General features: G+C 54.4%; 24 protein-coding genes, 1 pseudogene and 1 riboswitch. Of the genes and pseudogenes, 16 read left to right on the top strand and 9 right to left on the bottom strand.

Features of this window, described 5'->3' with window-relative positions:
* Position 1: 1 nt before the first annotated feature.
* The gene (locus ON072_RS00670; RefSeq protein WP_261752866.1) at positions 2–1,024 is read right to left on the bottom strand and encodes a hypothetical protein; all 1,023 of its coding nucleotides are present in this window, start codon (positions 1,022–1,024) and stop codon (positions 2–4) included.
* Positions 1,021–2,199 (bottom strand): TolC family protein, encoded by a 1,179-nt coding sequence (locus ON072_RS00675; protein WP_208141045.1) that lies wholly within the window; start codon positions 2,197–2,199, stop codon positions 1,021–1,023. The genes ON072_RS00670 and ON072_RS00675 overlap by 4 nt, the downstream gene beginning before the upstream one ends.
* A 150-nt stretch (positions 2,200–2,349) precedes the next feature.
* Between ON072_RS00675 and ON072_RS00680 the strand changes: the two genes are divergently transcribed.
* Positions 2,350–2,874, top strand: coding sequence for a helix-turn-helix transcriptional regulator (locus ON072_RS00680; protein WP_025009176.1), 525 nt, complete (start codon positions 2,350–2,352; stop codon positions 2,872–2,874).
* 405 nt (positions 2,875–3,279) lie between these two features.
* Here the strand turns inward: ON072_RS00680 and ON072_RS00685 are convergent, their stop codons facing one another.
* Together ON072_RS00685 and ON072_RS00690 are read right to left on the bottom strand one after the other, a co-directional pair.
* Positions 3,280–4,203, bottom strand: a complete 924-nt coding sequence (locus ON072_RS00685) for a YeiH family protein (protein WP_208188295.1) — start codon at positions 4,201–4,203, stop codon at positions 3,280–3,282.
* Between the two features lie 227 nt (positions 4,204–4,430).
* Positions 4,431–4,985, bottom strand: coding sequence for a hypothetical protein (locus ON072_RS00690; protein ID WP_025889195.1), 555 nt, complete (start codon positions 4,983–4,985; stop codon positions 4,431–4,433).
* A gap of 146 nt (positions 4,986–5,131) precedes the next feature.
* On the opposite strand from ON072_RS00690, the gene ON072_RS00695 reads away from it, so the two are divergent.
* The gene (locus ON072_RS00695; protein ID WP_144220766.1) at positions 5,132–6,670 is read left to right on the top strand and encodes a DUF3612 domain-containing protein; all 1,539 of its coding nucleotides are present in this window, start codon (positions 5,132–5,134) and stop codon (positions 6,668–6,670) included.
* Between the two features lie 104 nt (positions 6,671–6,774).
* Here ON072_RS00695 and ON072_RS00700 read toward each other — a convergent pair whose 3' ends face one another.
* From ON072_RS00700 to ON072_RS00710, 3 genes are all read right to left on the bottom strand, one after another.
* A complete protein-coding gene (locus tag ON072_RS00700) occupies positions 6,775–7,092 on the bottom strand; it encodes a hypothetical protein (RefSeq protein WP_261752865.1) in 318 nt (105 codons plus the stop codon).
* Positions 7,093–7,243: 151 nt separating this feature from the next.
* Positions 7,244–9,154, bottom strand: a complete 1,911-nt coding sequence (locus tag ON072_RS00705) for a methyl-accepting chemotaxis protein (RefSeq protein ID WP_261752864.1) — start codon at positions 9,152–9,154, stop codon at positions 7,244–7,246.
* Positions 9,155–9,423: 269 nt separating this feature from the next.
* Positions 9,424–11,073, bottom strand: a complete 1,650-nt coding sequence (locus ON072_RS00710; RefSeq protein ID WP_261752885.1) for an electron transfer flavoprotein-ubiquinone oxidoreductase — start codon at positions 11,071–11,073, stop codon at positions 9,424–9,426.
* 231 nt (positions 11,074–11,304) lie between these two features.
* Positions 11,305–11,440, top strand: a riboswitch (molybdenum cofactor riboswitch).
* On the opposite strand from ON072_RS00710, the gene moaA reads away from it, so the two are divergent.
* The 14 genes and pseudogenes from moaA to ON072_RS00780 all read left to right on the top strand — a co-directional run bounded on the left by moaA (position 11,428) and on the right by ON072_RS00780 (position 20,446).
* The gene (gene moaA, locus ON072_RS00715; protein ID WP_261752863.1) at positions 11,428–12,408 is read left to right on the top strand and encodes a GTP 3',8-cyclase MoaA; all 981 of its coding nucleotides are present in this window, start codon (positions 11,428–11,430) and stop codon (positions 12,406–12,408) included. (Overlaps the previous riboswitch by 13 nt.)
* A gap of 109 nt (positions 12,409–12,517) precedes the next feature.
* Positions 12,518–12,667, top strand: a pseudogene (locus ON072_RS00720) (molybdenum cofactor biosynthesis protein); the annotation flags it as partial.
* Positions 12,660–13,136: a cyclic pyranopterin monophosphate synthase MoaC gene (gene moaC / locus ON072_RS00725; protein WP_025889198.1), complete on the top strand. Its 477-nt coding sequence runs from the start codon at positions 12,660–12,662 to the stop codon at positions 13,134–13,136. The pseudogene ON072_RS00720 and the gene moaC, both read left to right, overlap by 8 nt.
* A gap of 4 nt (positions 13,137–13,140) precedes the next feature.
* Positions 13,141–13,389 carry a molybdopterin synthase sulfur carrier subunit gene (gene moaD / locus ON072_RS00730; protein WP_025009184.1) on the top strand — a complete coding sequence of 83 codons (249 nt, stop codon included), beginning with the start codon at positions 13,141–13,143 and terminating at the stop codon, positions 13,387–13,389.
* Position 13,390: 1 nt separating this feature from the next.
* Complete coding sequence (gene moaE / locus ON072_RS00735; RefSeq protein ID WP_025889201.1) at positions 13,391–13,849, top strand: molybdopterin synthase catalytic subunit MoaE; 459 nt, start codon at positions 13,391–13,393, stop codon at positions 13,847–13,849.
* 12 nt (positions 13,850–13,861) lie between these two features.
* The gene (gene modA, locus ON072_RS00740) at positions 13,862–14,662 is read left to right on the top strand and encodes a molybdate ABC transporter substrate-binding protein (RefSeq protein ID WP_096142167.1); all 801 of its coding nucleotides are present in this window, start codon (positions 13,862–13,864) and stop codon (positions 14,660–14,662) included.
* Positions 14,663–15,328, top strand: coding sequence for a molybdate ABC transporter permease subunit (gene modB, locus ON072_RS00745; protein WP_025009185.1), 666 nt, complete (start codon positions 14,663–14,665; stop codon positions 15,326–15,328).
* On the top strand, positions 15,325–16,419 hold the full coding sequence (locus tag ON072_RS00750; protein WP_096142166.1) for an ABC transporter ATP-binding protein: 1,095 nt from the start codon (positions 15,325–15,327) through the stop codon (positions 16,417–16,419). Before modB ends, ON072_RS00750 begins: the two co-directional genes overlap by 4 nt.
* 123 nt (positions 16,420–16,542) lie before the next feature.
* A complete protein-coding gene (locus ON072_RS00755) occupies positions 16,543–16,905 on the top strand; it encodes a YgiW/YdeI family stress tolerance OB fold protein (protein WP_208148003.1) in 363 nt (120 codons plus the stop codon).
* A 55-nt stretch (positions 16,906–16,960) separates the two neighbouring features.
* Positions 16,961–17,482 (top strand): PepSY domain-containing protein, encoded by a 522-nt coding sequence (locus ON072_RS00760; protein WP_025009188.1) that lies wholly within the window; start codon positions 16,961–16,963, stop codon positions 17,480–17,482.
* A 2-nt stretch (positions 17,483–17,484) separates the two neighbouring features.
* Complete coding sequence (locus ON072_RS00765; protein WP_025009189.1) at positions 17,485–18,162, top strand: response regulator transcription factor; 678 nt, start codon at positions 17,485–17,487, stop codon at positions 18,160–18,162.
* A 49-nt stretch (positions 18,163–18,211) separates the two neighbouring features.
* Positions 18,212–19,474, top strand: a complete 1,263-nt coding sequence (locus ON072_RS00770) for a sensor histidine kinase (protein WP_261752884.1) — start codon at positions 18,212–18,214, stop codon at positions 19,472–19,474.
* Positions 19,475–19,477: 3 nt separating this feature from the next.
* Positions 19,478–20,158, top strand: a complete 681-nt coding sequence (locus tag ON072_RS00775; protein ID WP_261752861.1) for a TIGR01621 family pseudouridine synthase — start codon at positions 19,478–19,480, stop codon at positions 20,156–20,158.
* A gap of 120 nt (positions 20,159–20,278) precedes the next feature.
* A complete protein-coding gene (locus ON072_RS00780; protein WP_044735493.1) occupies positions 20,279–20,446 on the top strand; it encodes a YqaE/Pmp3 family membrane protein in 168 nt (55 codons plus the stop codon).
* A gap of 51 nt (positions 20,447–20,497) precedes the next feature.
* On the opposite strand, the gene ON072_RS00785 is transcribed toward ON072_RS00780, so the two are convergent.
* Complete coding sequence (locus tag ON072_RS00785; RefSeq protein WP_123115359.1) at positions 20,498–20,932, bottom strand: hypothetical protein; 435 nt, start codon at positions 20,930–20,932, stop codon at positions 20,498–20,500.
* Between the two features lie 113 nt (positions 20,933–21,045).
* Entirely contained in the window at positions 21,046–21,702 is a 657-nt protein-coding gene (locus tag ON072_RS00790) for an FMN-dependent NADH-azoreductase (protein WP_261752860.1), read from the bottom strand.
* Positions 21,703–21,727 lie beyond the last annotated feature (25 nt).

A 21,727-nucleotide genomic window follows, 5' to 3' on the forward strand; every position in this document is an offset into this window, starting at 1 on the left:
GCTATTCGCCCCCCAAACCCAGGAGTATGCCTTTGACGGCCGCCACTGAGTCGCTCAGCACCTCGGCACCGACCAGTGTCTCATTGGGCGCCAGGAAGTAGCTGTCGGCGCTGGCACCTAGCACTTGCACATCGGTTGGCCGCAGCTTGTTTTGGCTGTGACTCAGCACCTGGCTGCCAGTGCCCCAGGAATAGAGACTCTGTTTGGGCACCACCAAGGCATTGATGGCCTGCAGCGGAATAACCTGTAGTTGCTGCCCGGGTTGCAGGCCGCAGCTTGGGGGAACGGCCTGGCTCCAGGCGTCGACAAAGCCCTGTTTGGCCAGCTGGTCCTTGCGACTTATCTGCAGTTGGCACTCTCCGGCCATCACGGCATTGACACTGTCTTTCTGGGCCAGGGGTAAACGCAGTTTAAGCCTGAGTTCGTCGGCGGGCAGTATCCCCAGCAGTGGGGCGCCGCTCATCAGCGGTTCACTGCTATCGCCGTATTGCAGCAATCCGGCCATGGGCGCGTGCAATATCAGAGTCTCAGGACTCTCCCCCGGCTTAAGCAATTCACTGAAATGCTGTAGGTGTTCATATTGCAGCAAGGTGTCGAAATACTGCCGGCTTATCTGCGACCAGGTTTCGGCACCTATGGCGCCGTTGGCCCGCAGCTTTTGGTTGCGATCATAGCGTTGCTTGGCGAGCTTGAATGCCGCTTCGGCGGCGGCAAATTGCAGCTGAAAGTGGGCAATTTCGGCGCCCTTAAGTTGCACCAGCGCTTGGCCTTCATCGACCCATTCTCCTTCGGCCACCAACCAGCGTCGCTGTTGGATGGTTTCCGGTGCCGTGAGATAGAAGCTGCTGCCGGGCTGAGCCGCCAATATTGCCGGTACAGGGGCTGCCTCTATCTGTTGTACTTGGTTCACTGAGGTGAAGCTGAGTGTCAGCTTGCCTAGGTCAGCAACCGAAATTTCCTGCGCCCACAGCGGGGAGAAGAACAGTGTCGACACCAATGTGCCAACCAGGGTTTTAGCGGTCATAGGGTAACTCCGAGCGCTTGCAGTTGTTGGGAATGCAGCTGGGCTTGTGCCAGCCGGTTGAGCGACAGCCTGGCTTGGGTATCCAGGGCCTCAAGATGGCGCCGCAGCCAGGACTCATACTGGGCTGGGCCTTGTTCGGCCGTGGTCAGCAGGGTTTGGCTGAGCTGTTTGCTCAGCTGCACGGCTTGTTCCAGCCCTTGCTGCTCTTGTTGTAGCTGGGCTTGACGACGTTTGAGTTGCTGCAACTGCAGTTGGCTCTGCAGTAACTGCTGTTGTTGCTGTTGCTCCAGTTGCAGCCTTTGTTGCTGCAACTCGCCAAGCTGTTGCTGGCTCAGGCCGTTGCCAACAGGCAAGGGGATCTCCAGTGCCAGACCCAGAGACTGTTCATCCTGTCCCAGAGTTGCAGTGTTTTTGGCCGTGACAGACACCAGCCAAGGAGTGTCATCTCCTTCGAGTTGGGCGTTTGTGGTGAGCTGCTGACGTTGCTGCTGCAGCGCCAGCAATTGCCACATGGGATGCCCGGCTCCGGCATCATCCGGCAGTGGGGTGTCACTTTCATCCAGCGATGGCAGCTGTTGCAGTCCGGTCAGTCGCTTGAGTGCCTCGTTGGCTTCTTGTTGTTGCTGCTCCAGTGGGAGTTTAGTGAGCGACAGCTCCAGCAGTTCACGTTTTAGCAGCAGTACCGCAGTTGCCGGCATTTCACCACTTCGGCTCAGGGCCTGTTGCCGCTGCAGCAGTTGCTGCAATACCTGTTGCTTGTGGCGCAGTTGCGCCAGCTCCTGCTCGGCTTGTGCCTGTTGCCACCAATACTGACGCAACAGGCCAGAGAGATAGAGGCGCTGCAGTTGGCTCTGCAATTCCAGCATGCGTTCGTTAATGGGCTTGAGTTTGGCATTCTGGCGCTGCATGGCCGGCGACTGAAAAGGCAGGTTGAGCGAGAGCTCCTGCTCATAGCTGTTGTGGCTTTCCAGGCTGCCAAGATGGCTCAAACTGATGCTTGGCAAGCCTGTCAGCCAGTCCGAGCTGTGATATATTGGAGCCAATTGTGCCGAAGATGTGTGCAGCCTGTTTTGACTCAGGGCCAGCAGGGCATCTCTGTCTGTTTCCGGGGCCGCTCTCAGCTGAAACACCATTAACAGCAGGCTACAACCCAGATAGAGGGGGCGGATTTTCATGGGAGTGTCTCTTGGGGAAATACCAGCCGCCAGCCTGGCACTGATTTGGCCTGTCGTCTTCGGCAACCTGTATCATATTTGCACTTATGGGACATATGTACCATAAGTTAACTGCTTGTTTTTTAAGCTTATTAATCGGGAGTTGCGTCAATGAAGGATCTGGTGATGATAGTGCTGCTCAGTGTGATCATGACGCTGAATCTGCTGGATGTGTTGTCAGACATGCAACTTGGTGTGCCGACTTATCACATAGTGCAGGAGAGCATTTTGGTGGCGCTTTCCGCCTGTGGTGCCCTGTATATCAGTGTTGATCTGATCCGCCGCAGCCGCGAGATGCAGTTACTCAAGTCAAAGTTGGCCAATGCCGATGCCAGGATCTGCAATATCTCCAGTCGAATGCAAGCCGCCCGCCAGGAATACACCCAGGCGGTACAGCAACAATTTGAGCTCTGGTCGCTGACCCGCAGTGAGCAGGAAGTGGCTTTATTACTGTTGAAGGGCTTGAGTTTCAAAGAGATTGCCAGTGTTCGCAGCACCAAGGAGAAGACGGTGCGGCAGCAGGCATCGGCAATTTACGCCAAGGCGGATGTTGATGGCCGCCATACCTTCTGTGCCTGGTTTATGGAAGACTTTATTCAACCCGTTGCTAGCGCCGATACTTCACAGGCGGCCTAAGACGCGGTTGGCATCTGTCGTTTTGAAGCGACTTTACACGCGTTTCTTGAAGCTAATCCTGCGGCGGCTGAGCAAGTAGGATTAGGCATTTTCCCCGGTAACTTTCCTCCTTGCTACCAGGCTATCCCCGTCACAGAGGGCGGGTTTCCTGCCAGTTAATGCATATAAAAAGGTATAAAAAATTTTTTCTTAGTGCTTTGGGTTCTTTATTATTGAGAATCGATATTGGCACCCAGGCTCCACAGACACCAATAATAGCGGCATTATTTAACTGTGGAGGTGGCGGTGAAGCCTGGCTATATCCTGCTGTTTCTCTTACTGGTGGTACTGGCATCGACCCAGACCCAAGGCTTGTTGCGGGCTCTGATAGAACTCAGCGCCTTCGCAGGCTTTTGTTACCTGTTTTCAACCCTGCCAGAGAATATAGCCAAGAGACGAGCTGCCGATAAACAGCCAGAGAGTCACTCCAAGAAGTAAGGGCTTACTACCACTCTGCTGTAGTTTCCTGAAGGTGATACCACAGCCAATCAGGAACAAACACACCACCAGGGTACGCTTCGCCAGCTCAAATAGCTCCTGATAGATAAATTGGCCCTGAGGTAACAAACTGGTGATGGCAATAGCCAGGCAGTAAAACAGAATAAACCCGGGAATATTGAGTTTACCCTTGCCACCAAACAACAAGGCGCTGATTGCCGCCAGAGGCACTATCCACAAGGCACGTGCCAGTTTGATGGTGGTCGCCGTTTTGAGTGCTTCTTCACCGTAGGCGGATGCGGCGCCCACCACGGACGAGGTGTCATGAATGGCGATGGCACTCCAAACTCCGAAGTCATGTTGGCTCAGCTGCAGTAGATGACCTATCACGGGAAAAACAAACAGGGCAACCGAGTTAAGTACAAAGACGCAGGCCAGTGCAATGGCGGTTTGTTCGTTGCGGGCATTGATAGCCGGTGCCACCGCGGCGATGGCGCTGCCACCACAGATGGCCGTGCCACTGGCAATCAAGTGACCGACTCGTCTATCCAATCCCAAAACCCGAGTCAACGCAGTGCCCGCCAGCAGGGTCAGCAATATTGATCCCAGGATTAACGGCAAGTTGCCCACAGAGGCGTCGATCGCCTGTTGCAGCGGAATGCCAAAACCCAGACCGACAATGGAGATGGCCAGCAGTTTTTTGGTCAGTTTCCCCAGATCCCAGTCCGATGGCAACCAGCCGAGATTAGCCAGCACAAATCCCACCAAGAGTGCCAGAGGTGAGGAGATTGCGGGGTGTAGGCAGGCGATGGCAAGCAGGCAAAACAGCCACTTTTTCTGCAGTTGGCTCATGGACAAGAGATAGCAAGATTCCGGGAGCGTTAGTATAAGTGAGGCAAAATGCTAGGAAAACTAAAATTAACTTAATGTCCAGCGTAAGTTTTACTGAATCTCTGACTAAGACAACAGGATCAGGGAAGCCAGTTCCCCGATCCCGAGTTTATGTCATTTCTGGCAGAAGTTTGCTGTGCCTTTTGCTGTGTCTAATAAGGCCAAGTGCCTATGACGCTCTGTTGCGATTAGACCCGTGAAGACAACTGATATTCATGGCCATCTTTGGTGGTAAAGCGTTTGCAACTCTTGTTGCTGCGTGGTTGACCGCCATCATTATGCAACAGGCTAATCCACTCACGTTTGAGTCTGTTGTCCTGGCAGCGGCCATCGATGAGACAGCGTTCCAGCTGAATGTCTTCAATGGCGGCACAGTCGCGGCTGCCGATGCAGCCTTGGCGGTCAAAGCTCAGTTCCAGGTGACAGCCGCAATCATCCTTGAGCAGTATGGCTTCTGGCTCGCTGCGGTGGCCGCTCAGGGCGACAAACTGTTGTGGCTGTTTGAGGCCACACTGGCTGCCATCGGCAAAGCAGGCCAAGAGATGCTGATAGTAGACCACATAGCAAACCACCTCGGCATGTGAGCCGTTTGCCAGTGGGAACAGCCGGTCAAGCAGTTGCTTGGCATTGGCCATCTTGTCGGCGATATGGCGTTCACCGAGTGCTTCCACGGCAAAGACGGCTTCGGCGATGAAAGGGTTGTGCTCTTGATTGATTTTTTGCTGCATAGTGGAGATGTTCATCGTCTCGCCCTCGTGTTTTGCTTTCCTTGACCTGATGGCACTGTCGCCTCATGGCCGGACAATTCCTGTGAATTGCTTAATTTGTAGGCTAGCGTTTTTTTGATTACAATTTCACAATAAAAATTTTACAGTGTGAATTTTACAAAATGCGCCAAGACCAAAGCCTGATCCGTAAGTCACATTTTCTGGGTACTAAAATAAGAAACCTCAGAAAGCGCAATCACTTAACTATGGAAGACTTGTCGGCACGCTGTGTCAGGGTCGATCCTGAGTCGGCGCCGTCTGTGTCATACCTGTCGATGATCGAAAGGGGCAAGCGTGTTCCCAGCGCTGGTATGCTGGCGGTCATAGCCGCAGTTTTTCAGAAAGAGGTGAGTTGGTTTCTGGACGATGCGCCGGAGGAGCAGGCTATCACTCCGGACAAGGGGCGGCGCGGTGGTGTCAGTGGTATGCCGCTGGAGCCGGGCTTCCTGTTTTCCAATGATATTTTGCAGATAGCCATTCCCGAGATGCTGTCACAAACGGGGATCAGCGGCCGCCAGTTTGCCCACCTGTTGATCCGCGCCCATCAGGAACACCATCAAAACCATTTCCCCGATCTGGAACGGGCCGCCGAAGAGGTGGGTAAGAAACGTCTACCCTTGTCGGTAGAAGAGATGCTGGATCTCGCCGCGACGCAGGGACTGAAGATCCAATGGTTCGCCCGGCCGGCAAAACTGCTGACGGATGCCCAGGGGATCAGTGCCGGGGAGTTGGTGACTTCCTACATGGAGCCGCCGGGAACGCTATTTCTCAACGAGATCCTTAAGTCTCAACCAACCAGGCTCAAGTATGATTTGGCGGTGCATATAGGTCACTGTGTGCTGCACAATCGCGATGGGCTGAGCAATGTTTTGACCGTGGGCCGCAGTGGTTTCAGTGAAACCGATCCCCAGATCCAGAGTTCGTCTCTCAATGCCCAGGATATTCTCCAGGCCTGGCGTGGCTTTGAGGCCAGTTTCTTTGCCGGGGCCTTGCTCTGCCCCAAAGTAGCATTCAGGCAACTGCTGGACAGATACGGCTACGAGATAGATGCTCACCGGCTGGCGGGGGTTTCTCCCTCGGTAGCGATGCGGCGTATGACAGTGGTTTCACCTTATCCTCACTGGCATTATTTCGATGCCTATGCTCCGGGCAAGCTAAAAGCTGTGTATCGGGGCAACGGTATTCCGCTACCCTGGGGGAATATGCGGGCGGTGGCCGACCCTTGTCAGCACTGGGCGGTATTTCGGATGATCACCGAGCCCAAGGAGGGCAGTTCGGCGCAGATATCCATTTTGGATGTGGAGCAACAACCCAGGATCTATTGCTGTGAATCGGTCAAGGTAGAAGACTTGGCCGGTAATCATCATGTGCTCTGTGCCGGAATAGATCTCAATCCTGCCATTGAGGCCCAAGGGGAGGATGCCTTGTCATTGGCGCAAGATCTTAAACAAGCTTGTGTCGAGCAGGGCGGAGAAGGTGCCATTCCCAGAAAGATAAAACAGCAACTGCTGACAGTAGCGCGGATACTCAATATTAATTGGGTCGAGCGTGGTATCGCCGGCGATGCCAGATTGATCTGCTCCAGAGGTGCAGTTTGCCCAAGACGCCCCACCTGCTATGGCGAGCAGCCTGAGGTGAGTTTTCCCTGGCCCAAACAATAACCTTGGAACACTAGCAGAACTTTGGGTTGGTAAACACAGGCCATAGATAACTGATATTCATCTATAGTCTGTCTTGAATAGCGCTGGGCTTAACGGGTTTTAGCTCACTCTAATATGGCCATTACAAAGCCTATGGTCAACAGAATAGCCATTATCAGTCTAAGGCTGCTCTGTTGTTTCTGATAACGAATAATCACAGGATCCTGGCTGTTGGCCAGAGTGCCAGACTCCAGCGACTGTTTGACTCTTATCGCTATATTTGGTGAATTATTTTCATCTGTATGAGCCAGTTCAGGATACTGAACCCGTATATGTTTCAACAGTTGCTGCCAACGCCAAAGCTGCAAGACAAAGAAGAGTCCTGCCAGAATAAACATCAGCCAGGCGATATGTGACAGCACCCATTCTATCTGTGGTTCCATGAATACTCTTTTATTAGCCGAAAGATAGTTGCGGCTATGTTATACCAATCAGCAGCAAGATTCAGGAGTTGCATGTGTACTCAAGGCTTTACGGGAATTAGGTTCAGTATTCCCAACGGCAGTTGCAAGGCTGCCGTTGGGGAACCTGAGGTTAAACCTTGAAGCGGGCGACTAAGGTATCCAGCCTATGGGCCAGATTATTGAGTGCGTCACTGGCTGCTGCGGCGGCTTCGGCGGTCTCGGCTGTGCGCTGGGTTATCTCATTGATCTCACTGACGTTACGATTGATATCCTCCACTACAGTGGATTGCTCCTCTGTGGCCGCCGCCACTTGGATATTCATATCGCTTATCTGGGCAATTTGTCCTGAAATACCGCTGAGCGCCTGGCTGGCTTCATCCACGGCCTGAACGCCTTCACGGGAGCGATTACGGCTCAGCTCCATGGCACTGACGGCTCTGGCGGCTTCGGCCTGCAACTTATCTATCATTACCTGCACTTCATCGGTTGAGGCCGCGGTGCGGGAAGCCAGGTTTCGGACTTCATCGGCCACGACCGCAAAACCACGGCCGGCTTCACCGGCCCGAGCCGCTTCGATGGCGGCATTCAGTGCCAGTAGGTTGGTTTGCTCCGAGATGGCACGGATCACATCCAGAATGCCGCCGATGGATTTGGTATGGGTCGCCAGAGACTCGATTACTTCGCCGACCTGAGCCACATCCTGCGACAGCTGGTTAATGGTATCCCGGGCGCGGGTCACCACCTGTTGGCCGGTGGCCGATTCGCTGTCGGCATCTTTGGCTGTTACCGCCGCCTGGGCCGCATTGGCGGCAATCTCGTTAACGGTTGCCCCCATTTCGTTGATGGCGGTCACCACCATCATGGTGCGGTCTTTCTGATCCTGGCTGTCGCTCATGGTCTGCTGGGCCTGCGCCGAGACATCCTTGGCTGATAACCCCAACTGTTCGCTGGTGGCGGCCACTTCGACCACAGAGTCCTGGATCTTGGAGATAAAGCTGTTGAAGCCCTTGGCCAGTTGGGCTATTTCATCTTCACCCTCGACCGGCAGACGTTGGCGTAAGTCGCCTTCGCCTTCGCCTATGTCGCGGAACATTTCCGCCACCTTGCTGATGGGGCGGCTAACAGAGCCGGCCACTATCACAGCCAGGAAGATGAAGCCGGCGGCAATCAATGCTGTCCATAACAGAATCTGGTAGGCGGCCTCTTGCAACAGGGCAAAGATTTCCCCTTGAGGAACCTGAGCCACCAGATACCAATCCATTGACGGAATATAGCTGCTGGCAACCAGCATATCGGTACCATTGACTTCGGTTTCGAGCAACTGGAAGTCGCTCTTATTCAACAGTTTGCTGACATTGCCTGGGTAGAGATCCTGCAAGTTACGTTTGCCTGTCAGATTCTTGTCCGGATGCAGTTGGATCTTGCCCTGATTGTCGGTGAGGAACACATAGCCGCTCTGCTCAATCTTGAAGGAGTTGAGCAGGCGCACCATATCGTCGAGTGACTTGGCCAGCCCCACCAGGCCGCGACCGTTGGGCTGTTGATAGTTAATGAAGAGTTTGACCTCGCCGTTGGCTTCGGTGAACACATTCAACATGCGTTCCTGGCGACTGTCTCTGTAGTTGAAGAACCAGCCGTCCTGCTGTTGATTGAGGATCCGCAGGAAACCGTCCTGGGTGTAATAGGCCGCCGTCTCGCGGTCGGCGTAGGAGGCTTGCGCCAAATGATACTGACGGGTCATGTCCTTGAGTTGTGAGATGACCAAGGGGACTTCGGCTTCGGGACGCCCCTGTTCCAACCAGTGTTTGAGCATCTGACTGTGGGCAAGTTGCTCGGCACCGTTCATCAGTGTACTGATCTCCAGATCCAACTTATTGCGGATCTGCAGCATCAAGCTGGGCAGCTCGGAACCGAGCATACGTTGTTCGACAACTTCACGGGCACTGCGCTGGCTGAGCACACCAACTAAAATAGTCGACATCAGCACGGCCAGAGTCACCGTCAGTAAAATCTTTTGTTTGATGGTAAGCATGAGTTTCATAGCGATCGCCTATCCATATCCTTATTAATGTGGACAACAGCATTAATTAGCCGGCGTTGGTTACGGCCGCGAGCTAACACAGTGGCAGGGACTTTCCCTTAAGTCTTTGTAGAGTATAGGTATGCCAGCTGTTTTATGGGGCTGGATCTTATTGTAGAACCGGGATTATGACTAAAAATTGCCCTTCCTTCAATAGAGCCTAATGTTGCGTTCGGTAAATAAAAAAACGCGCCTTATAAAGACGCGTTTTTGTGGTTTAGGTTAATCAATTACATATTGGGATAGTTGGGACCACCGCCTCCTTCGGGCGTCACCCAGGTGATGTTCTGGCTGGGGTCCTTGATGTCACAGGTTTTGCAGTGAATGCAGTTCTGGCTGTTAATCACAAACTTGGGTTGCCCCTCGTCTTCAACCACCTCATAGACACCCGCAGGGCAGTAACGCTGCGCCGGTTCATCGTATTTCACCAGGTTGACCGCAATAGGGATGTTGGCATCTTTCAAACGCAGATGGCAGGGCTGATCTTCCTCGTGGAAGGTATTGGAAAGATACACTGAAGAGAGCTTGTCGAAGCTAAGCTTGCCATCCGGCTTGGGGTAGTCAATCTTGCTGTAGGCGCTGGCTTCACCCATCTGGGCATAGTCGGGATGCTCATCTCTCAGGGTCACAGGGAACTTGCCGCCAAACCAGTTTTGATCGATATAGTTAAAGGCTCCACCCAGGAAAGTGCCGAACTTGTGCATGGCCGGGCCGAAGTTACGGGAGCGGTAAAGCTCATCAAAGAGCCAGCTCTGTTCCAGCCGTTCCTGGAAGCAGTCGAGATCTTTTCCGCCTTCAACCCCGGCAATAAGGCCTTCGGCCAGAGTCTCGGCCGCCAGCATACCGCTCTTGATGGCGGTGTGGGTACCCTTGATCTTGGCGAAGTTGAGTGTCCCGGCATCACAACCTATTACCAGACCGCCTGGGAAGCTCATCTTGGGCAGAGAGTTTAGCCCCCCCTTGGTGATGGCGCGGGCACCATAGCTCAAACGTTCGCCGCCACTTAAGGTCTTGGCGATGACAGGGTGGGTCTTGTAACGCTGAAATTCATCGAAAGGGCTCAGATGCGGGTTCTTGTAGTTGAGATCGATGATCAGCCCCACGGCAACCTGGTTGTCTTCCATATGGTAGAGGAAACCACCACCGCTGGCGCCTTCCAACAGCGGCCAGCCGCCACTGTGAACCACTTTACCCTGTTGGTGTTGCTCGGCCGGGATCTTCCAAATCTCTTTGAAGCCTATGCCGTAGTGCTGTGGTGTCTTGCCGTTATCCAGGTGGAATTTTTCTATCAGCTGCTTGCCCAGATGGCCGCGGCAGCCTTCGGCAAACACAGTATATTTGGCGTGTAATTCCATGCCCGGCATATAGCTGTCTTTGGGCTGGCCATCGGCTCCTATGCCCATGTCGCCAATCAGTATGCCCTTGACGCTGCCATCTTCATTGAACAACAGCTCGCTGGCGGCGAAACCGGGGAATATCTCCACTCCCAGGCCTTCGGCTTGCTCGGCCATCCAGCGGCAGAGATTACCGACGCTGATAATATAGTTGCCATGGTTGTGCATGGTCTTGGGTACCAGACTGTTGGGCAGATGTCTGGCATCTTCGGCCGACTTGAGCAGATAGATTTCATCTTCTGTAACCTGGGTATGCAGGGGCGCTCGCAACTCTTTCCAGTCACCGAAGAGTTCTTCCAATACGCTGGGTTCAAAGACGGCGCCGGAGAGAATATGCGCGCCAACTTCAGAGCCTTTTTCGACCACACAGACACTGATCTCTTTGCCGCTGTCTTTGGAGATCTGCATCAAACGGCAAGCCGTAGCCAGTCCGGCGGGACCTGCACCGACGATAACAACATCGAATTCCATTGATTCGCGTTCCATCATGTCACCTCTATCCTTCAAAGTCCCCGATGTAAACGGGTGTTTTATTTTTATCCAGCTCCAACCTTACCTGAAAATCCATCCAGGGCACAGTATTTGATCGGAAAGCGGCACAGGGATTCGATGAAATTTCTGAGTGAGACCTGTCACAAAAAGTCCACGCAGATTTGAGCCAAGTCGGGAAATACATTTTTAGGGGTATGGTTCGCCCCCCTTTTCGTCCTATAATTGGCGCAGACGGTTCTCCGAGCTTTTGGTCCTACGTCAGTGAAGATATGGTCCTTTAGCCGTGGCAATTTTGCCACCGGGGTGAGCAAAGAAATGCCCTCACCTCCCTGACTTGGAAAGGTGATCATGTCCCAGTTACAAGACAATTTTGGTCGAAGATTTCACTATTTGCGGATGTCAGTCACTGACGTCTGTAACTTCAAATGCAGTTATTGCCTACCGGATGGTTATCGCCCGGAGGGCAAGCCCTCTTTTCTGACGCTCAGCGAGATTGAGAATCTGGTTGCCGCCTTCGCCAAAGTAGGTACCCGCAAAGTGCGGATCACAGGTGGCGAGCCTACACTGCGCAAAGACTTTACCGATATCATCCGCGCAGTTGCCGACAACAGCGAAATTCACACTATTGCCACTACCACCAATGGTTATAGGCTCGAGAAGCACGCCAAAGAGTGGTACGACGCCGGGCTGAGGCGGATTAACGTGTCTGTGGACAGCCTGGACCCCAGGATGTTTTATCAGATCACCGGCGAGAACAAGTTCGATGAGGTCATGCGCGGTATAGATGCGGCGCTGGAAGCCGGCTTTGAGCGGGTCAAGATCAACGCCGTGCTGCTCAAGGATCTCAACGACAAGGATCTGCCGTGTTTCCTGCATTGGATCAAACATACCCCCATAGATCTGCGTTTCATCGAGCTGATGGAAACCGGGTTGGGGCACAACTATTTCAAGGCGCATCACCTGGCCGGAGCCGATATCAAGGCCAGACTCGAGGCCGAAGGTTGGCAGTATGATCAGCCCGCGGCCGAAGATGGCCCGGCGCAAAACTTCAGCCATCCTGATTATCGTGGCCGTATCGGGCTCATCATGCCTTATGCCAAAAACTTCTGCGCCAGCTGCAACAGGTTGCGGGTTTCTGCCAAGGGTAAGCTGCACCTGTGTCTGTTCACCGAACATGGTGTCGATCTTCGTGATCTGCTTCAGAGTCCTGAACAGCAGGATGAGTTGATTGCCCGTTTGCATCAGCAGTTGCAGCAGAAGAAAGAGACTCACTATCTGCACCAAGGTATTACCGGTGTGACCCAACACCTGGCCTCTATCGGCGGTTGAGGGTGGCCGCTCGTTTGGGCGTCAGATACTATCATCGCCATCTCGGTAGCATTCAGCAGCAGGAACTGACATGGGACATTGCAGTCATACCCATTTTGAGCCTTTGAATATCGCCAATCAAACGGCGCTGTTTTGTCTGCCCGCTTCCACCGGCGCATGCCGTACGGCCTGGAACAAGATCCTCAAAGAGCAGCCGGATGCCCGGCACCGGCCCTGTAACTTCGTATCCCATTTGAAAAAGGTTGCTATAGATGACTAATGCCTTTACCCATATCAATGCCGATGGCAACGCCCATATGGTGGATGTGACCGAAAAGTCGATCACCGAGCGCGAAGCCCGTGCAGAGGCCTATATTGAGATGTCTGCTGAGACGCTGCAGATGATCATGAGTGGCAGCCACCATAAGGGCGATGTGTTCGCCACCGCCAGAATCGCCGGCATTATGGCAGCGAAGAAAACCTCAGAGCTGATCCCTTTGTGCCACCCCTTGATGCTGACCAAGGTCGAGGTGGATCTACAGGCCGAGCCGGAGCAAAACCGGGTCAGGATCACCAGCCTGTGTAAGCTGGCTGGCAAAACCGGGGTTGAAATGGAAGCCCTGACGGCGGCCTCGGTTGCGGCACTGACTATTTACGATATGTGTAAAGCGGTGCAGAAGGATATGGTGATTACCCAGGTAAGACTGCTGGAAAAACGCGGTGGTAAATCCGGTCATTTTAAGGTGTAACGATATGATTAAAGTGCTGTTTTTTGCTCAAGTACGCGAATTATTGGGAACGGCTGCCATTGACGTCGAGAGCCAGCCGGGTTTGACGGCCGAGGCGCTGCGTGCCCAATTGGCGGCCACAGACGACAAGTGGGCCAGAGTGATGGCGTCCGACAAACTGCTGGTGGCCGTCAACCAAACCCTCAGCCCCTGGCATACAGAGATCAAAGCGGGTGACGAGGTGGCCTTCTTCCCACCGGTAACCGGAGGTTGAGATGCAAAGCGATCGTATTTTGGTACAAACCGCCGACTTCGATGTCCCGGCCGAATATGCCCGCATCGCCGCCGACAACAGCGACGGCGCCGTGGTGACCTTTGTTGGCAAGGTGCGCGACTTCAACGATGGCAGCGCGGTTACCGACCTGACGCTGGAACACTATCCCGGGATGACAGAAGCCGTTTTGGGGCAAATAGCCACTCAAGCCCGTGAGCGCTGGCCGCTGAATCAGCTGACCATAATTCACCGGGTTGGCACTATGCATTTGGGCGAGCAGATAGTGTTTATCGGTGTCAGCAGTGCCCACCGCAAGGCGGCGTTTGCGGCTTGTGAGTTTCTCATCGATTTCCTCAAGACCAAGGCGCCATTCTGGAAACTGGAAGCCGGTGAGAGTGGTCAACACTGGGTTGAGGCCCGCGATGCCGACGAGCAGGCCGCCAAGGCCTGGGAAAAGTAACCGGAGCTTGTGATGGTGCTATTGGAGCGATTGCTGAATTCGACGACCAGGGCCGTGCTGACCGCGCTGGCGCTGCTCAGTCTGTGTCTGCCGGCTGCGGCGGCGCAAAGCGTTCATGTGGCTGCGGCGGCCAATATCAAGTTTGCCCTGGATGATATTGCCGAGCGTTATCAGCAACAGACAGGACGCCAACTCAAGATCTCCTACGGCTCATCCGGTAACTTTGTGGCGCAGATAAAACATGGTGCGCCGTTCGAGCTGTTTCTCTCGGCCGACGAGCGTTATGTTGACGCGCTGGCTGATGCCGGCATCACCCGTGACAAGGGGGTGGTCTACGCTTACGGGCGCTTGGCGCTGGTGGCTCCCAAGAATTCACCGCTGAAACTGGATCAAGAGTTACTGGGGCTGCAACAAGCACTGGCCGCCGGGCAGATCAAGCGCTTTGCCATCGCCAACCCGGATCATGCTCCCTATGGCGAACGCGCCCGTGCGCTGCTCAAGCAAAAGGGCCTGTGGCAGGAGTTGCAGGCCAACCTCATCTATGGCGAAAACGTTTCCCAGGCGGCGCAGTTTGCCTTGAGTGGTTCGACTCAGGGCGGCATAGTTGCCCTGTCGCTGGCAGTGGCGCCGCAGTTTCAGGCGAGAGGTCACTATCTGGCGTTGCCGGTAGACTCCCATGCCCCGCTGACCCAGCGCATGGTACTGCTTGAGAAAGCCAGCGACGATGCCAAAGCCTTTTATGACTATCTGCAGGGGCAGGAAGCGCGACAAGTGTTCAGCGCCTATGGCTTTGCCTTGCCCGAGGGAGGCTGAATGGATTGGCAGTCGCTGTGGCTCTCGGTCAAACTGGCTGCCATCAGTGTCTTGGTGCTCTTGCCGCTTGCCATCTTGTTGAGCCGCTTGCTGGCCTATCGTGAGTTTCACGGTAAGTCCTGGGTAGAGGCGCTGATCATGGTGCCCCTGGTGTTGCCGCCCACGGTTATAGGCTATTACCTCTTGGTAGGGCTTGGCAGTGAAAGCTGGCTTGGCCAATGGCTGCAGCAAACCCTGGGAGTGCAGCTGGTATTTCATTTCTCCGGCCTGGTGGTCGCCTCGGTACTGGTCAATATTCCCTTTGCGGTGCAGCCTATTCAAAGAGCCTTTGAAGCTATTCCTCAGGATGTGCGCGATGCCTGCGCCTGTTGTGGCATGAGTCGCACCAAACAGCTGTTCAAGGTGGAGTTGCCCTTGGTGTGGCCGGGGATTTTGACGGCCCTGGTGTTGTGTTTCTCCCATGTGCTCGGCGAGTTTGGTGTCGTCCTGATGATGGGGGGCTCCATCGCGGGAGAGACCAAGACGATTTCCATCGCCATCTACGACAGTGTCCAGGCGTTTGACTTCGCCTCTGCCGGTACTATGTCGCTGGTACTCTTGCTATTTGCCATCACCACATTGGCATTGACCACAGGGCTGTCGCGGCGGCTCGGGAGATTGAAATGACCCCGACAGATCTGCATGTCAGCATCCATCAAACCAAGGGGATTCCACTGCAGGCCGACTTTGTTTGCCGTGCCGGTGAAGTCCTGGCCGTGGTGGGGCCTTCCGGTGGCGGCAAGACCACGCTGCTGAGGATGATTGCCGGTCTCAATAAGCCGCAATCCGGCAGCATCCGCTATGGTGATAAACCCTGGTTTTCCGAGACGGTGAACCTGAGCCCGCAGCAGCGCCATCTGGGGTTTGTGCCGCAACATTTTGGCCTGTTTCCCAACCTGAGTGCGGTCGACAATGTAATCGCCGGGCTGGATCATCTGCCCAAGGCAGAACGCCGGGCCAGGGCGCTGGATTGGCTGGAGCGGGTCAATTTGCACGGTTTGCCGGATCGTTTGCCGGAGCAGTTGTCCGGTGGCCAGAGACAAAGGGTGGCGCTGGCCAGAGCGTTGGCGCGTGAGCCTTCGGTATTGCTGCTGGATGAACCTTTTTCCGCGGTCGATCGCGAGACCCGTGAGCGCCTGTATCTGGAGCTGGCGCGGCTCAAGTCGCAGCTGCATATTCCGGTGATCATGGTGACCCATGACCTCAACGAAGCCTTGTTGCTGGCCGACCGCATGGTGCTTATCAGTCAAGGGCAGTTGCTGCAGCAGGGTGTGCCCCATGAAGTGTTGGCTAAACCCCGCAACGAGGCGGTTGCCCGGCAGATGGGCCTGAGAAACCTGTTTGACTCCGAAGTGGTGGCCCTGGAGCAGGAGCGGCAACTCACCTGGCTCAAGTTTGGCGAGCAACTGATTGCCTGTGACTATGACGCGCGCCTGAATCCGGGAGACAAGGTGCGCTGGGTGGTGCCCAATCAAGGCGTCAGATTTAACTCCATCAGCCGTGGCCGCCTGTGCCGCAGCTTCAATAAACTCAATGTCAGGCTCGAATCCCTGCTGGTAATGGGCGAATCTGTGCGCCTGCTGGCGGCAATCGAAGGCGTGGATCAGACTCTCAGCGCCGAAGTGCCGTTACATCTGGCGCGCAAGTTGGAGCTGGTTGCCGGTATGCAGACCGAAGTCGCGCTCAAATCCGAACAAATTCATATCCTCGAGCGCTGACAAAGGCTGCATTTTTGTGCCTGTTGTTAACTAGATGATCAAAACTTAATCTTGCTTCCATCCTGGCTTCAAGTGCTGAAATCTATACTGCAGCCATTGAAACAACCACAGGAGTGAAACAAGATGCAAAAGTTAGCTTATTTATTGGTATTATCCTCATTCTGCAGTGCCGCTGCTCTTGCCGCTTATACCGGTCCAGGAGCCGAAAATCGGGTTAGTACAGCGTCTCAGGTCGAGCAGGCCAACGATGACACCCAGGTGGAGCTGACAGGTTATCTGGTGAAGAGCCTGGGCGACGAAACTTACTTGTTCCGTGATGATTCCGGAGAGGTTAAAGTCGAAATCGACCATGACCTTTGGCGGAATATCAATGCCGATGTGAAAGAAAGCACTCTGGTGAAACTGACCGGTGAGGTCGACAAGGAGTGGGACGGCAAGGAAGTTGAAATTGAAAGTATCACTCTAGTTGGTGAAACTGCAAAATGAACCATGGCTTGTATGAGTGGCTGGCCTTCAGTGCCAGCGCTCGGATGGAGGCAAAATGAGACGTTTATTGGCGGGGCTGGTACTGTTTTCTTCGGTGGCAGTCGCGGCTCCCTCGCTGCTGGAATTGTTGAATGATAATGAACGCATTCAACCCATAGAGCTGATGCAGCGTATTGAGTCCCAGTTTCCCGGGGTGATCGTCGAGTTTGAAACCGATGTGGAAAATGGGGTCTTGGTCTATGAAATTGACCTGATAAACCCGGATGATCGTACAACTACGGAGCTGGATATACTCGCCAGCAACGGCGAAGTACTCAAGCGCAAAGTCGAACGCCTCGAGGCAGACGATATGGCCGAGTTGGCAGTGGTCAAACTCCTGGTCAAGAAGCAGCTCAGCTTTTCCCAACTGGTGGAAATGGCAATGCAAAACAGCAATGCTCATCTGCTGGAAGCCCAACTGGATAAAGATCTGGGGATTGCCTACCTGGAGCTGAAAGTAATGGATGAACGAGGCAAGCATAAGCTGGCGTTTGATATCGAAAAACAGCGGCCATTGCCTCTACTGAAATGGGACTGACAATGAAGATACTACTGGTCGAAGATGACGCAACCACACAGGACTATATCGTCAAAGGCTTCCTGGAGCAGGGACACAATATTGAAACTGCTGCCGATGGTCATCAGGGTTTGCTGTTGGCGACCAGTAGTCAGTATGACTTGGTAATACTGGATCGCATGTTACCCGGGCTCGACGGCCTCAAGGTGCTGGCGGCGCTCCGGGCCACCGGCAATCAGACCCCAGTACTGATCCTCTCGGCGCTCAGCCATGTCGACGAGAGGGTCAAGGGACTGCGCGCCGGCGGCGATGACTATATGACCAAGCCGTTTGCCTTCTCCGAGCTGCTGGTGCGGGCCGAGAAGCTGATGCTGCGCGGCCAGTCACAGCCGGCCAAGACAGATCTCAAGGTGGGTCTGCTGGAGATGGAGCTGCTGACCCGTAAAGTGACCCTGGACGGCACTGAGCTGATGTTGCAGCCCAAGGAGTTCCAGCTGCTCAAGTACCTGATGGAACATGCCAACCAGGTGATCAGCCGCACCCTGCTGTTTGAAGCCGTATGGGACTACCACTTTGATCCCAGAACCAATGTTATCGATGTGCATATCGCCAAGTTGAGACGCAAGTTTGAAGAGCTGGGTCACGGCGAGCTGATTGAAACCATAAGAGGGGCTGGTTATCGTCTCCGCCAAAGCCATTAAGCCTTACCAGAGCAGCGTATGGCGTATCACCATCTTCTTCTCTGTGCTGGTGACTCTGATCATCGGCGCCTTGCTGTTTGCCCTCTATCAACAGCTGGTGACAGAGCAGCAGTCTCAGGTTGAGAAACACTTGGCCTCGGAGGCGCAGCGCTATCAACAGCTGGCCTTGAGTGTGGATCAACGCAGTTTTGCGGCGCAAATTCGCGCCGCCGATCCACAAACCGCACTTATAGCCTGGCAGGGTAGCCCGGATATGGTGGGGGCGCTGACCTTCATGCCCGACAATATGCCGCTGCTACCCAGAACCCGCGATTTCCCCATTCTCACCGGTGGCCCGGATAAGCTGCATATTCTCACAGGCGGCGTGGTGATGACCCGCTATGGCCCTGTGCTGATCGCTACCCGTACCGACCACCTGGCGACGCTGATCGAGAAGTTCCTCAGCGCAGCGGCTACCGCCGTGATGCTGACCGTGGTATTGACCTTGGCCATGGGATACCTGTTCTCCAAGGCGCTGCTCAGGCGTTTGGTGCAATACAACCGCTTGAGTGAACGCATAGAGCGAGGTTACTACAACACCCGCCTGCCGGTGAGTCGCAACAGTGATGAATTCGACATGCTGGCGCGCCAGTTCAACCGGGTGCTGGATACCCTGGAGCACAACCTGACGGCAGTGCGCGGGGTGACAGACAATATTGCCCATGACCTGCGCACGCCATTGTCGCACCTGCGGATAGGGCTGGAGCAGTTGCCGCAATATCCGGCGGAAGAGATCCCGGAGCGCAGCGCGATTCTTATTGAAAAGCTGGATCACTGCCTGGCGACCTTCAACGCCATGCTGTCGCTGACCCGCATTGAAGAAGGGCAGCAAAAACTGGAGCTGGAGAGCTTCAGCTTGCAGCAGATGTGCACCGATCTGCTGGATATGGCCGACGTGCTGGCCGAGGCAGAAGGCCAGCAGCTCAAGCTGGAAACCAGTGAGGACTGCCATATCACAGGCGACAAACACCTCTTGTTCCAGGCGCTGTTCAACCTGGTCGACAACGCCATTCGCTATGCGGGCGAGGGTGCCTGTATCACCATCTCGCAGCAAGTCAACCAGGTCATCATCAGCGACAATGGTCCCGGGATCCCGGAGGCTGAACGTGAGCGGGTCTTTGAGCGTCTGGTGCGGCTGGATCCCAGCCGCCATCAGCAGGGTACCGGCTTGGGGCTTTCCATGGTCAAGGCGATTCTATCGCGACACAACGCCAGTATTTCGCTGGAAGATAACCATCCAGGTCTCAGAGTCAGAGTGACATTTCAGGTTTAACCCATGTATTCAGTGATAGCCACAGAGCCCGACTTTATCCTGCTGGACAAGCGTCCTGGGGTTCATTTTCACAGCCAGCACGGTGAGGCAGGTTTGGTGGCCAGTGCCGAGCAGGAGCTGGGCTGCAAGCTCTATCCCGTGCATAGACTCGATACCTTGACCTCCGGCCTATTGCTGCTGGCCCGTTCATCCGAAGCGGCAGCTGAATTTACCCGTATGTTCAGTGAACACAAGGTGCAGAAATATTATTTGGCATTGGCCAAGGGTAAACCAAGCAAAAAGCAGGGTTGGATCATAGGTGATATGGCCAAGTCCCGCCGCAGTCAGTATAAGCTGCTGCGTTCCACCGACAACCCTGCCGTTACCCAGTTCTTTTCCTGGTCGGTTGCCGAAGGGCTGCGCCTGTATCTGCTCAAACCCCACAGCGGCAAGACCCATCAGCTGAGGGTGGCACTTTCCAGTCTGGGGGTGCCTATTCTGGGGGATACTCTCTATGGTGGCAGCGCTGTTGATGCCGACCGTGGTTACCTGCATGCCTATGCGCTGGAGTTTGAATGGCGGGGGCAAACCCTTAGATACCTGAGCTTGCCATCACAGGGCGACTCCTTTCTGCAGCCGGGAGTGTTGAGTCAGATGCAAGCGTTAGCGGAACCTTGGACTTTGGACTGGCCCAAGCGCAAATGAATTCCGGCGTGGTCGAAACGTCGGCTCGCTTCGAGGCAAAGGTAAAAAAGGTTGCAAGCCGGGCGTCATGCTGCCAAGTTAAACGGGTTGCCCCTTTAATTCCTCGCCAGGAGTCATACCATGGATACCAACAAACTCTTGCTCGTCATCATCGCTATTTTACTGCCGCCGGTGGCGGTATTTCTCAAAGCGGGTGCCGGTAAAGACCTGCTGATCAATATCATTCTTTGTCTGTTCTTCTGGTTCCCCGGGCTGCTGCATGCGCTCTGGGTGGTGACCAAGAGCTGATATCAACAACCGGCTTCAAGCGCAGAGAGCTTGACGGTAAAGTGGCCGCAGTTACTGAGCGGCCACGATTCTGCCAAGCAGGTTAAAATGCCTGATGCTTGCGCCTTCCTGGCTCTGATTACCGAACAGCTTTAGCCACTTGTCCTGCGGCAGCCTGACTTGACTCTGACTGCTGTAGTGGCTGCTGTTATGATGAAAGTCGGCAGTATAGTTAAGCTGCCAGACACCGCTCTCTATCTCCTGGAGTTGGTAACTCAAGCTGAACTCTTTATCTGTGACCTTGCCTGCATCTTCATCAGGCAACAGGGTTACTGTCAGCAGCTGTGACTTGGCCAGGAACTCCCGGCTGAGTTCCTGTGTTTCCAAAGGAGCAGCACATTGGCAATAACGCAGCTCGAGTTGCAGTGGTTGTGAGTCCTTGGCCAGAGCCATGCCGCTTGCCAACAGGGCCAGCAAGCCAATCACAGGGTTAAGTATCCGCGGCATCTTCAATTCTCCCTCCAAATCATCTTTTGCCCTTGCAATAGAGGTGGGCTTTCAAGACGGGAGAGCCTAGCATCTTCGCCGGTCGATGAAAGGTTATTTACACTTATGAATGGCTAGAGCATTTGGGCCAACTCTGTCAGCGAGGCTCCGGCTGCTGCGACGGAAGCCTGATGGCGCTCGTCGGCAAACTCCTGATATTCGCTGCGCACTTCATAAAACTGCTCCACCCCCAGATAGTGGCTCAGGGTCTTGATATGGGGACCCAGGTGATTCATTCCGGCGCGGATCCCCTCTTCGCCAAAGCCAAACTCGCCGCAGGAGTAAACCAAAACCAGTTTTTTGCCGCTGAGTATCGGCCGCAGCGGAAAATCGCCGCGCTTTAAGTCGAAGCTGAATGTGCGGTTGATGCGTATGACCTGATCAAACCAGGCCTTGAGTGCCGCCGGCATGCCATAGTTGTACATGGGCGTTGAGATCAGAATGATATCGGCCCGCTGCAGCTCATCGATAAGGCAGTCCGACAGTGCCAGCAGCCGTTGCTGCTCTGTACTTTGGTGTTCCTCCGGAGTGAATACGGCGGCAATCCAATCTTGGGTGATGGCCGGCGGTGCTTGGTCACCCAGATCACGATAGATGAATTCTGATAGGTTATTTTGGGCTTGCCAGTGATCGCAGAATAGCTGCGCCAACGACTTGGAAATCGAATTATAGCTGGGTTTGCCATTGTCGGTTCTTCTCGCGCTGGCATCGATTCTTAAAAGGGTTTTCATCACTTTCTCCGTTTGTTTGCTCAGG

The organism is Shewanella sp. K8, assembly GCF_028823715.1.
Classification (GTDB): domain Bacteria; phylum Pseudomonadota; class Gammaproteobacteria; order Enterobacterales; family Shewanellaceae; genus Shewanella; species Shewanella algae.

Coding starts and splice junctions, on each gene's coding strand:
- ON072_RS00790 (WP_261752860.1), bottom strand. CDS start 21,702: ATGAAAACCCTTTTAAGAATCGATGCCAGCGCGAGAAGAACCGACAAT.
- ON072_RS00755 (WP_208148003.1), top strand. CDS start 16,543: ATGCAAAAGTTAGCTTATTTATTGGTATTATCCTCATTCTGCAGTGCC.
- ON072_RS00775 (WP_261752861.1), top strand. CDS start 19,478: ATGTATTCAGTGATAGCCACAGAGCCCGACTTTATCCTGCTGGACAAG.
- ON072_RS00705 (WP_261752864.1), bottom strand. CDS start 9,154: ATGAAACTCATGCTTACCATCAAACAAAAGATTTTACTGACGGTGACT.
- ON072_RS00675 (WP_208141045.1), bottom strand. CDS start 2,199: ATGAAAATCCGCCCCCTCTATCTGGGTTGTAGCCTGCTGTTAATGGTG.
- ON072_RS00690 (WP_025889195.1), bottom strand. CDS start 4,985: ATGAACATCTCCACTATGCAGCAAAAAATCAATCAAGAGCACAACCCT.
- modA (WP_096142167.1), top strand. CDS start 13,862: ATGGTGCTATTGGAGCGATTGCTGAATTCGACGACCAGGGCCGTGCTG.
- moaC (WP_025889198.1), top strand. CDS start 12,660: ATGACTAATGCCTTTACCCATATCAATGCCGATGGCAACGCCCATATG.
- ON072_RS00695 (WP_144220766.1), top strand. CDS start 5,132: ATGCGCCAAGACCAAAGCCTGATCCGTAAGTCACATTTTCTGGGTACT.
- ON072_RS00765 (WP_025009189.1), top strand. CDS start 17,485: ATGAAGATACTACTGGTCGAAGATGACGCAACCACACAGGACTATATC.
- moaD (WP_025009184.1), top strand. CDS start 13,141: ATGATTAAAGTGCTGTTTTTTGCTCAAGTACGCGAATTATTGGGAACG.
- ON072_RS00670 (WP_261752866.1), bottom strand. CDS start 1,024: ATGACCGCTAAAACCCTGGTTGGCACATTGGTGTCGACACTGTTCTTC.
- ON072_RS00785 (WP_123115359.1), bottom strand. CDS start 20,932: ATGCCGCGGATACTTAACCCTGTGATTGGCTTGCTGGCCCTGTTGGCA.
- ON072_RS00685 (WP_208188295.1), bottom strand. CDS start 4,203: ATGAGCCAACTGCAGAAAAAGTGGCTGTTTTGCCTGCTTGCCATCGCC.
- ON072_RS00760 (WP_025009188.1), top strand. CDS start 16,961: ATGAGACGTTTATTGGCGGGGCTGGTACTGTTTTCTTCGGTGGCAGTC.
- ON072_RS00680 (WP_025009176.1), top strand. CDS start 2,350: ATGAAGGATCTGGTGATGATAGTGCTGCTCAGTGTGATCATGACGCTG.
- ON072_RS00710 (WP_261752885.1), bottom strand. CDS start 11,073: ATGGAACGCGAATCAATGGAATTCGATGTTGTTATCGTCGGTGCAGGT.
- ON072_RS00780 (WP_044735493.1), top strand. CDS start 20,279: ATGGATACCAACAAACTCTTGCTCGTCATCATCGCTATTTTACTGCCG.
- ON072_RS00750 (WP_096142166.1), top strand. CDS start 15,325: ATGACCCCGACAGATCTGCATGTCAGCATCCATCAAACCAAGGGGATT.
- moaE (WP_025889201.1), top strand. CDS start 13,391: ATGCAAAGCGATCGTATTTTGGTACAAACCGCCGACTTCGATGTCCCG.
- moaA (WP_261752863.1), top strand. CDS start 11,428: ATGTCCCAGTTACAAGACAATTTTGGTCGAAGATTTCACTATTTGCGG.
- modB (WP_025009185.1), top strand. CDS start 14,663: ATGGATTGGCAGTCGCTGTGGCTCTCGGTCAAACTGGCTGCCATCAGT.
- ON072_RS00700 (WP_261752865.1), bottom strand. CDS start 7,092: ATGGAACCACAGATAGAATGGGTGCTGTCACATATCGCCTGGCTGATG.